We start from the raw sequence: 9858 nt of genomic DNA on the forward strand, positions 1-9858 counted from the left end.
TTGGGCGCGAGCCCCCATGACCGAGCAGCGCAGAGCAGTCGGCCCTAGGCCGACCGGCGAGCAGGGTGCCCTTTCTTTTGCCTTCTTTTCTTTGGGCAAGCAAAGAAAAGAAGGTGCGCCGCCGGGCGCATATCCCGGCGCGGCCTCTCGCAGTGAACAAGAGCCTCATGCGAATGCAGCCACAAGGCTTCGATACCTCAGCCCGAGCGGCCTATGGTGTGCGAACGGGTGGCGGCGTGCAAAGTGGGCTCAGCCAGAACGGGCGGCGACAGCCACGTTCAGCGATCCGCCAACGCCGCCGCCCTTCTCCGCCTCTCGCGACTGTTCACCAGATGCGTCCGCATCGCCGCCCGCGCCGCCTCTGCATCCTGCGCCGCGATCGCGTGGTAGATGTTCTCGTGCTCACCGTTCACACCCTTGAGGTAATCCAGCCGCTCCGCATCCGCCGGGTTCGCCGGATCCAGCCGCGCGCGCGGAATCGCCTGCATCCCGAGCGCTCCCATCAGGTCTGCAAAGCGCGGGTTCTGCGTCGCCCGCGCGATCTCCGAATGGAAGGTGAAGTCGGCCGCCACGGCATCCAGACCTTCGCTCACCGCAGCCGCGAACTCGTCGAGCGCCTGGCGCATCACCTTCAGGTTGGCGTCCGTGCGGCGCAAGGCCGCGAGGCCCGCCGACTCGGTCTCGACCCCGATGCGCAGCTCCAGCACCGCGATCACGTCGCGCAGGGTCTCCATCTGCTCGGGCGCGATGCGGAAGGCACTCGCCTCGCCCACGCCGACCACGAAGGTGCCCACGCCATGGCGCGTTTGCACCACGCCCGAGGCCTGCAGCTTGGACAGCGCCTCCCGCACCACGGTGCGGCTGACGCCGAACTCGTCCATGATCGCCGCCTCGGTGGGCAGCTTGGCGCCCACGGCCAGCGCCCCGGCGCGCACCCGCTCGGTCAGCGCATCCACCACGTCGAGCGCGAGGTTGCGGGGCTTGGAGCGTTTGACAGGGGCCAGCGTCGACGGCGCGTTCATGCAGTGGGTCTCTTTCTCGGGCTGGCGCCTGGGTTGTATGACGACGCCATCAGGCAGGAATGTAGCAAGCCCGGCCGCCGCAGGACGGCCGGGCTTTCCCCTCATGCGTGCGTCAGGGTGCGACGACCGGCGCCACGAAGGAGATCAGCCGCCCCATGTTCGACACCCAGTTGGCAGTGGAGATGCCCAGCGGCTGCTCCTTCACCACATAGGGGTCGATGCGCGGCGGGTCGGCCGCGTCGTAGGGCGAGGTGTCGTACACGTCGCCCACATGCTTGCTCATGTACTCGTTGCCCAGGTGCGGCGTGGACGGGCCGTTGCCGCGGTAGGCGTTCGTGACCTGCGGCAGCTTGGTCAGCCAGTGGTTCTTGCTGCCCAGGTCGTCGACCACGGCCTGCGCCTGCGCCTCGGTCACCACCGGCGTGGTCATCACCGCGCCCAGATACAGGTCGGGGAAGTCGACCTCGCGGATCGAGAAGTAGGTGGGCAGCGCGCGTGGCTTCTTGTTGTGGATGGGCGAGCGCGCCACCAGGTCGGCCACCTGCGCATCGGTCATCGCCATGAGCTGGTTGTAGGTGTTGCGCATGCCGGTGATGTTGATGTTGCGGCCGGCCGAGTAGTGGCTCAGCGTCGCCCGGTGGTCGTGGTTGAAGTAGTAGGCGCCGTTCCAGATGTTGGAGCCGTAGCGGTGAACGAAGCGGCCGACGTTGGTGCCCAGCTCGATGTAGGTCGGGTGGGTGCGGCCGTTGAGCAGCGGGTTCTCGGCGATCTGCTGCGGCGTGAGCTTGCAGGTCTCCAGCCAGTCGAGCGCCTCGGGCACGCGCGCCAGGTACTTGCGGTCGCCGGTGAGGCGGAAGTAGTTGAAGAGCTGTTGCACGTTGGTCTGCGTGGTGTGCGTGGCCAGGCCACGCGGCTCGTAGCTGCGCGCGGCCGCGGGCGCACCGGCCGGGCGGCCGTCGCGGTCGGTCGCCAGATGCTGCAAGCCCCAGCCCGCCTGCGGGCCGGGCTGCTGCAGCCGGCGCAGGCATTCCATCGCGCGGTGGATGAAGGGAACGAGGTGCGTCGCGCCCAGGCCCACCACGCACATCAGCAGGAACTTGATGTTCTCGCCCGCCACGTCGTCGTTGAAGGTGACCATGGTGGTGTAGTCGCCGTCTTCCATGCCGGCCCAGGAGCCGTCGGGCAGCTGCTGCGGGTTGGGTTGCGGCATCGACGAGATCGCGTTCGGGTTCACCGGCCAGCGCTGCGGCCAGCCGCCGTCGGCCACGCCGCCCTTGAACTGCGCGGCGAGCACGAAGCCGATCGCCTTCAGCACCGGCACCAGGAAGCGCGGGTCGCGCTTCTCCAGGTACATGCGCAGCAGGAACTGCGACGACACCGCGGTGCCCGCGTCATCGAAGGTCGCATTGCCGTAGTAGTGCTGGAACTCCTCCAGCCGCCAACCGTTGGCGCCGATGGTGGTGTACCACTGGCGCAGCGAGCGCTCGCCGGCGAAGTCGTAGATGTAGTTCCAGCCGCCGGCCGGGTGCTGCGCCTCCACCAGCGCCTTGGCCGTGCGGTGGGCAGCGTCGTAGAAGTACTCCTGGCCCGTCGCATGGTACGCATCGAGGAAGGAATGGCCGGCCGTCGGCGTGCCGGGCGGCTGGATCCAGCACATGGTGCGCTTGGCCTCCATCTCGCCCCACACGGTGGAAAAGTCGGGCAGGTACTGCCACACGTAGCCGCCGCGGTAGGACACGGTCTCGTTCATGAACTTCGCGGCGCGTTTCATCGCGTCGAGCGCCGCGGCCTGGGTGCCGGTGGGCGCGGAGGCCGCCGGCTGGGCCTGCAGCGCCTGCATGCGCTCAGTGCCGGCAGCGGTCGCATCGGCCGTCTGCTGAACATCGTCCCCCCCGCCACCACAGGCGGTCAGCGCCAGCGGCGCGAGGCTGGAGGACATGACGAAATTTCTTCTCTTCATGGGAGTCTCCTATCTGTACGTTGCTCTGGTTGTCAGTCATCGGTCATCGTATGACTGAGCGCGGGAGTGTCATCGCACGGAACGGCGCCGCCAACTGCAACCCTTTCCAGGTATCGGACATCAGGGAAAGCCCGGCTGTGAGCCGCCTTGACGGCGCCTGCCCCTTCAACGACCATCCCGAACGTTGTACGACAACCTACAACAGCATGCTGAAAAGCCAGCACGCTGGCTTGCCGTGCCGACTTCGCGCCTGTCTCGCTTCCCTTCGTCAGCCCTCGAAACGCCATGCCTGCCGCCAACACGCCGCTCCGCTTCTCCCGCCTGCTGCTCACCGGCGCCGCGGGTGGGCTGGGTCGCGAACTACGTCCCCGCCTCAAGGCCTATTGCGACACGCTGCGTCTGTCGGACATCGCCGACCTGGGCGCTGCAGCCGCCGGAGAAGAACTGCGCCCCGTGCGGCTGGAAGACCGCGCCGGCGTGCTCTCGCTGCTCGAAGGCGTCGACGCCGTGGTGCACCTGGGCGGTGTCTCGACCGAGCAGCCCTTCGACCTGATCCTGCAGGCCAACATCGTCGGCGCCTACAACCTGTATGAAGCGGCGCGCCAGCACGGCGTGAAGCGCATCGTGTTCGCGAGCTCCAACCACGTCACCGGCTTCTACCGGCAGGACGAGGTGATCGACGCCCGCGCGCCGCTGCGGCCCGATGGCCACTACGGCCTGTCCAAGGCGTATGGCGAGGGCCTCGCGCAGTTCTACTTCGACCGCTACGGCATCGAGACGGTGAGCCTGCGCATCGGCTCCTCCTTCCCCGAACCGAAAGACCGCCGCATGCTCGCCACCTGGCTGAGCTACGACGACCTGGAGCGCCTGGTGATGGCCAGCCTCACTGCGCCGGTCGTGGGCCACAGCATCGTCTTCGGCGTCTCGGACAACACCACCACCTGGTGGGACAACACCCTCGCCCGCCACCTCGGCTACCGCCCGCAGGACAGCTCGGAGCCGTTCCGCGCCGCCGTCGAGGCGCGCCAGCCCAGCATCGATCTCACCGACCCGGCCGCGCTCTACCAGGGTGGCGCATTCGTCACCAAGGGGCCGCTCGGATGAGCACCGTGGAGACGCCTGCCTTCGAGGTGCTGGGCCCGGTCCGCAACCGCGTGGGCGAGAGCCCGTTGTGGTCCGTGGCCGAGCAGGCGCTGTGGTGGGTCGACATCGAAGGCCGCACGCTGTATCGCCACGACGCGGTCAGCGGCACCATCGCGCAATGGCCCACCGTGCAGCGCATCGGCTGCATCGCCTTGCACGCGAGCGGTGGCCTGCTGGCGGCCATGGAGACCGGCCTCTTCCATCTGCAGCCGAAGGCAGGCGCTGAACTCAGCGCACGCACCGTCGCGCTGGCACATCACGCGCGCCCCGACATGCGCTTCAACGACGGCCGCTGCGACCGCCACGGCCGCTTCTGGGTCTCGAGCATGGTGCTCGACATGTCGCTCGCCGTGCCCGCCGGTGCGCTCTACCGCTTCGACGCGCAAGGCCTCTCGGCGCCGATCGTGAGCGAACTCGTCGTCGGCAACGGCCTGGCCTTCAGCCCGCGCGGCGACACGCTCTACCTCTCCGACTCGCACCCCACGGTGCAGCGCATCTGGCAGTTCGACCTGCACGACGACGGCAGCCTTTCGAACCGCCGCGAGTTCGTCGACATGAAGCCGCACCCCGGCCGCCCCGACGGCGCGGCGGTCGATGCCGACGGCTGCTACTGGATCTGCGGCAACGACGCCGGCCGCCTGCTGCGCTTCACGCCCGACGGCCAGCTCGACCGCACGCTCGCCCTGCCCTTCAGCAAGCCCGCGATGTGCGCCTTCGGTGGCGCATCGCTCGACACGCTCTTCGTCACCTCGATCATCCCGGCCAAGCCGGCCGACGGCTTCGACGCCACGCTCGACGGCGCGGTGCTCGCGCTGCGACCCGGCGTGCAGGGCCTGCCCGAGCTGCCTTGCATCGCCCCGCTCGTTCCAACCTGACAGCCCACCCAACAGCAACACCCCCAGAAGGAGACAAGCCATGAAACCCACCCGCACCCTGATCGCCGCCCTGCTGGCCAGCGCCTTTGCCGCCAGTGCCGGCGCAACCGACTTCCGCTCCACCGACATCCACCCCGACGGCTATCCGACGGTCGACGCCGTCAAGTTCATGGGCACGCGGCTGGCCGAGCTGACCAAGGGCAAGCACAGCATCAAGGTGTTCAACAACAGCGCGCTGGGCGCCGAGAAGGACACCATCGAGCAGACCAAGATCGGCGCGCTCGCCATGACGCGCGTGAACATCGCGCCGATGAACAACATCTGCCCGACCACCGTCGTGCCGACCATGCCCTTCCTGTTCCACTCCAAGGAGCACATGCGCGCGGTGCTCGACGGCCCGATCGGCGAAGAGATCCTGAAGAGCTGCGAAGCGCAGGGCTTCATCGGCCTGGCCTTCTACGACAGCGGCTCGCGCTCGATGTACACCGTCAAGAAGCCGATCAAGACCCTGGCCGACGCCAAGGGCCTGAAGGTGCGCGTGCAGCAGTCCGACCTGTGGGTGGCGCTGCTCGAAGCCATGGGTGCCAACGCCACGCCGATGCCCTTCGGCGAGGTCTACACCGCGCTCAAGACCGGCCTGGTCGACGCCGCCGAGAACAACTACCCCTCGTACGAGAGCTCGCGCCACTTCGAGGTGGCCAAGTTCTATTCGAAGACCGAGCACTCGATGGCCCCGGAGATGCTGCTCTTCTCCAAGCGCGTGTGGGACACGCTGAGCGCCGAAGACCAGAAGGCCATCCGCCAGGCCGCCAAGGAGTCGGTGCCTTACATGCGCAAGCTGTGGGACGAGCGTGAAGAGAAGTCGCTCGCCACGGTGAAGGCCGGCGGCGCGCAGATCATCGAGGTCGACAAGCCCGCCTTCCAGGCCGCGATGAAGCCGGTGTACGACAAGTTCATCAGCGACCCCAAGCTCAAGGACATGATCAAGCGCATCCAGGACACCAAGTAAGAGGCGTCCTTCTTCACCGCACTGACCCATGTTCACCAAGACCTGCGCGCTGATTGCGCGCTCCTGCCTCAAGCTCGGCGTGTTCGGCCTCGTGCTGCTGCTCATGGCCGTGCTGTGGCAGGTGTTCGGCCGCTACGTGCTGAACAACACCCCCACCTGGGCCGAAAGCCTGGCGCTGCTGCTGGTGCTGTACGTCACCATGCTCGGCTGCGCCGTGGGGGTGCGCGACGCCGGGCACATCGGCATGGAGCTTCTCGGGCCGCTGCTGCCCGAGAAGCTTGTCAAGCCCTTCGAGATCGCCATCCACGTGCTCACGCTCGTGTTTGGCGCGCTGATGGCCTGGCAGTGCTCGCTGATGCTCGAGTCGGTGAGCAGCTACATGATCCCCACGCTGCACATCTCCGAATCCTTCCGCTACGTGCCGCTGATCGCGGCCGGCCTGCTGATCGTGCTGTTCTCCATCGAGCACATCGTCGCGCTGGTGCAAGGCGTTGAAGTCGAAAAAGCCTGGTACTGAGTTGACGACATGGCACTGACGATCCTCTGCATCACCTTCTTCGGCCTGCTCATCCTGGGCGTGCCGGTGGCGTTCTCCATCGGGCTGTCGGCGCTCGCGGCCATCCTGTACGAAGGGCTGCCGATGGCGGTCATCTTCCAGCAGATGACCTCGGGCATGAACGCCTTCTCGTTCCTGGCCATCCCCTTCTTCATCTTCGCCGGCGAGCTGATGCTCTACGGCGGCATCGCCGACAAGATCGTCGACTTCGCCAAGAGCCTGGTCGGCCACGTGCGCGGCGGCCTGGGCATGAGCAACGTGGTGGCCTGCACCATGTTCGGCGGGGTCTCGGGTTCGCCGGTGGCCGACGTGTCGGCCATGGGCGCCGTGATGATCCCGATGATGAAGCGCGAGGGCTACAGCGCCGACTACGCGGTCAACGTGACCACGCACGCGGCGCTCGTGGGCGCGTTGATGCCCACCAGCCACAACATGATCATCTACACGCTGGCCGCGGGCGGCAAGGTGTCGATCGCCAAGCTGATCGTGGCCGGCCTGATGCCGGCGCTGCTGCTGACCATCTGCAACCTCGCTGCCGCCTACCTGGTGGCGGTGAAGCGCGGCTACCCGGCGGGCACCTTCCCCGGCTGGGCCATCGTGGCGCGCAGCTTCGCGGCGTCGCTGCCCGGCATGTTCGTGGTGGTGCTGATCCTGGGCGGCATCTTGTCGGGCGTGTTCACCGCCACCGAGTCGGCAGCCGTCGCGGTGCTCTACGCGCTGCTGCTGTGCGCCGTGGTCTACCGCTCGCTCAAGTGGGAGCAGTTCCTCAAGGCGGCGAGCAAGGCGGTCAAGACGACGGGCGTGGTGCTGCTGCTGATCGGCATCTCGGCCGCCTTCGGCTACATCATCAGCCTGTACGAGGTGCCCGAGCTCACCGGCCGCGCGCTGGCCGCGATGACGACCACGCCCTGGATGATCTTCCTGATGGTGAACCTGATCCTGTTCATCCTCGGCACCTTCCTCGACATGGCCGCCACCATCCTGGTGTGCACGCCCATCTTCTTGCCGATCTGCCAGAAGTACGGCATGGGCGAGATCCAGTTTGGCATGGTCATGCTGATCAACTGCGCCCTCGGCCTGAACACGCCGCCGGTGGGCACGACGCAGTTCGTCGGCTGCGCGATCGGGGGCGTTTCGGTGGGCGAAGTGATGCGCACCATCTGGCCCTTCTACGGCGCACTCATCGTCACGCTGATGCTCGTCACGTATGTCCCGGCGTTTTCGTTGTGGTTACCCAACCTTTTGTTGCAGTGAGGGGTAGCCCGTACTGGTACTGGTCAGTTACAGCGTAAGAATTACCCGCTCACCCTCACGCGCTCCTTCCCAAGCCCGCACGCGCCCGCCGTCGCGCGCAGGCAAAGCCCTCAGGCTGCACGACCACAAGTCCAACGGCACAACCATCAATCGAGGAGAGATCTGCATGCACACCCGCATCATCCAAAGAACCATCCTGGCCACGGCAGCGCTGCTGGCCGTGGGCGCCGCGCAGGCGCAATCGAGCGTCGTGGCCTACGGCCTGATCGACCTGGCCATCAACAACTTCAAGGCCGGTGACGCGCTCGGCGGCACCGATGTCTGGAAGCTGGTCGACGGCACACAGAACGGCTTCAACGGCTCGCGCCTGGGCTTTCGCACCACCGAAGACCTGGGCGGTGGCCTCAAGGCCAACGCCCTGATGGAAATGGGCCTGACCGCCGACAACGGCAACCTCGCCCAGGGCGGGCGCGCCTTCGGCCGCCAGGTGTACGTCGGGCTGTCGCACGCCAGCTTCGGTGAGATCCGCCTGGGCCGCCAGTACATCCTGGAAGACTCCGTGATGTCCTACGCCACCCCCTGGGGCAACGCGGCCGTCAACAACACCGGCACGGCCGTCACCAACATGGGCGGCAACCTGCCCTTCTGGCTCAACGCCCCGCGCGCCGACAACGTGCTGCAGTACCAGACCCCCAGCTTCGGCGGCTTCTACCTGGCCGGCCAGATCGCCCCGGGCGAAGGCACGGCCGACCGCTTCCAGGGCGTCAAGGCCGCCTACCAGGCCGGCCCCATCAACGTGGGCCTGAGCTACGAGTGGAACGAGGCGCGCGCCACCGGCGACAACATCAACAAGTCGCTGACGCTCGGCGGCAACTACAACTTCGGCTTCATGCGCCTGCACGCCGGCTACCAGAAGAACGACGACCTGCGCCTGGGTTCGGGCAACGGCGCGTTCATCGGCAGCAACCTGACGGTCAACGTCGGCGGGGCCACCCCGACCTTCGTGGCCGACAAGATCGAGGGCTACACGCTCGGTGCGGTGTTCCCGGTGGGCGCCTTCGAGTTCGGCGTCAACTTCACCGACATGGACTACGAGAGTGCAGCGGGCCGCAGCGCCTCGCTGGGCAAGGGGGCCGGCACGGTGCGCTACAACCTGTCGAAGAACACCTTCCTGTACTCGGGCTACTCGTTCTCCACCGGTGACCTGAAGGATCGCATCAGCGAGTCCCAGGTGTTCCAGGCCGGCCTGCGCATGGCTTGGTAAGAAGGTAGGCAAGAAGGGTTACGCGACAACCCTCCTCCTCCCGCCCCGGGCCCTGCGCAAACCTTGCCAGGCCCCGGGGCGGTTTTCATTCAAGGAGACCCACATGATGTTCCTGCGCCGCCGCCCACTGCTCGTCCTCACGGCGCTCGCCGCCGTGACACTCGGCCACGCTTCCCTCGCGCTCGCGCAAGAGACCTGGCCCGCCAAGCCGATCCGCCTGGTGGTGCCCTTCGCGGCCGGGGGCACTTCGGACATCCTCGCCCGCACCATCGGCGACAAGCTGCAGCTCGCGTTCAAGCAGACCGTCGTCGTCGAGAACAAGGCCGGCGCCGGCGGCGTGATCGGCGCCGATGCGGTGGCCAAGTCGGCACCCGACGGCTACACGCTGCTGCTGGGCACCATCGCCAGCCACGCGATCAACCCCGCACTGCAACCCAAGATGCCGTACAACGCGGCCACCGACTTCGCGCCGGTGATCCTGCTCGGCAGCATCTCCAACGTGCTGCTCGTCGGCGCCGCCCAGCCCTACAAGGACGTGAAGGAGCTGATCGCCGCCGCCAAGGCCGAGCCCGGCAGCATCGCCTTCGCCTCGGCCGGGCAAGGCAGTTCGCAGCACATGTCGGGCGAACTCTTCAAGCTGATCGCCGGCGCCGAACTCACGCACGTGCCCTACAAGGGCAGTGCCCCGGCGGTGCAAGACGTGATCGGCGGCCAGATCCCGATGAGTTTCGAGACCGTGACCGTCGCCCTGCCGCACATCCAGGCCGGCAAGGCG

9 protein-coding genes are annotated in these 9858 nt (G+C 67.3%); 7 read left to right on the forward strand and 2 right to left on the reverse strand.

Annotated elements, in window-relative coordinates; translation table 11 throughout:
* Window positions 1–278 precede the first annotated feature (278 nt).
* Together VFL64_RS22585 and VFL64_RS22590 are read right to left on the reverse strand one after the other, a co-directional pair.
* The gene (locus tag VFL64_RS22585) at window positions 279–1022 is read right to left on the reverse strand and encodes a FadR/GntR family transcriptional regulator (RefSeq protein ID WP_489542638.1); all 744 of its coding nucleotides are present in this window, start codon (window positions 1020–1022) and stop codon (window positions 279–281) included.
* 112 nt (window positions 1023–1134) lie between these two features.
* The gene (locus tag VFL64_RS22590) at window positions 1135–2982 is read right to left on the reverse strand and encodes a pectate lyase (protein ID WP_489542639.1); all 1848 of its coding nucleotides are present in this window, start codon (window positions 2980–2982) and stop codon (window positions 1135–1137) included.
* A gap of 285 nt (window positions 2983–3267) precedes the next feature.
* On the opposite strand from VFL64_RS22590, the gene VFL64_RS22595 reads away from it, so the two are divergent.
* The 7 genes from VFL64_RS22595 to VFL64_RS22625 all read left to right on the forward strand — a co-directional run.
* A complete protein-coding gene (locus VFL64_RS22595; protein WP_489542640.1) occupies window positions 3268–4086 on the forward strand; it encodes an NAD-dependent epimerase/dehydratase family protein in 819 nt (272 codons plus the stop codon).
* Window positions 4083–5000: an SMP-30/gluconolactonase/LRE family protein gene (locus tag VFL64_RS22600; RefSeq protein WP_489542641.1), complete on the forward strand. Its 918-nt coding sequence runs from the start codon at window positions 4083–4085 to the stop codon at window positions 4998–5000. The genes VFL64_RS22595 and VFL64_RS22600 overlap by 4 nt, the downstream gene beginning before the upstream one ends.
* A 40-nt stretch (window positions 5001–5040) precedes the next feature.
* A complete protein-coding gene (locus tag VFL64_RS22605) occupies window positions 5041–6009 on the forward strand; it encodes a TRAP transporter substrate-binding protein (protein ID WP_489542642.1) in 969 nt (322 codons plus the stop codon).
* A gap of 28 nt (window positions 6010–6037) precedes the next feature.
* On the forward strand, window positions 6038–6526 hold the full coding sequence (locus VFL64_RS22610; RefSeq protein WP_489542643.1) for a TRAP transporter small permease: 489 nt from the start codon (window positions 6038–6040) through the stop codon (window positions 6524–6526).
* Between the two features lie 9 nt (window positions 6527–6535).
* Window positions 6536–7819 (forward strand): TRAP transporter large permease, encoded by a 1284-nt coding sequence (locus VFL64_RS22615; protein WP_489542644.1) that lies wholly within the window; start codon window positions 6536–6538, stop codon window positions 7817–7819.
* Window positions 7820–7985: 166 nt separating this feature from the next.
* On the forward strand, window positions 7986–9083 hold the full coding sequence (locus VFL64_RS22620; RefSeq protein ID WP_489542645.1) for a porin: 1098 nt from the start codon (window positions 7986–7988) through the stop codon (window positions 9081–9083).
* A 103-nt stretch (window positions 9084–9186) separates the two neighbouring features.
* Window positions 9187–9858 (forward strand): Bug family tripartite tricarboxylate transporter substrate binding protein (locus tag VFL64_RS22625; protein WP_489542646.1); only part of this gene is annotated, 672 nt, incomplete at its 3' end.

It is taken from the genome of Rhizobacter sp. (genome assembly GCF_035702065.1).
GTDB lineage: Bacteria > Pseudomonadota > Gammaproteobacteria > Burkholderiales > Burkholderiaceae_C > Rhizobacter.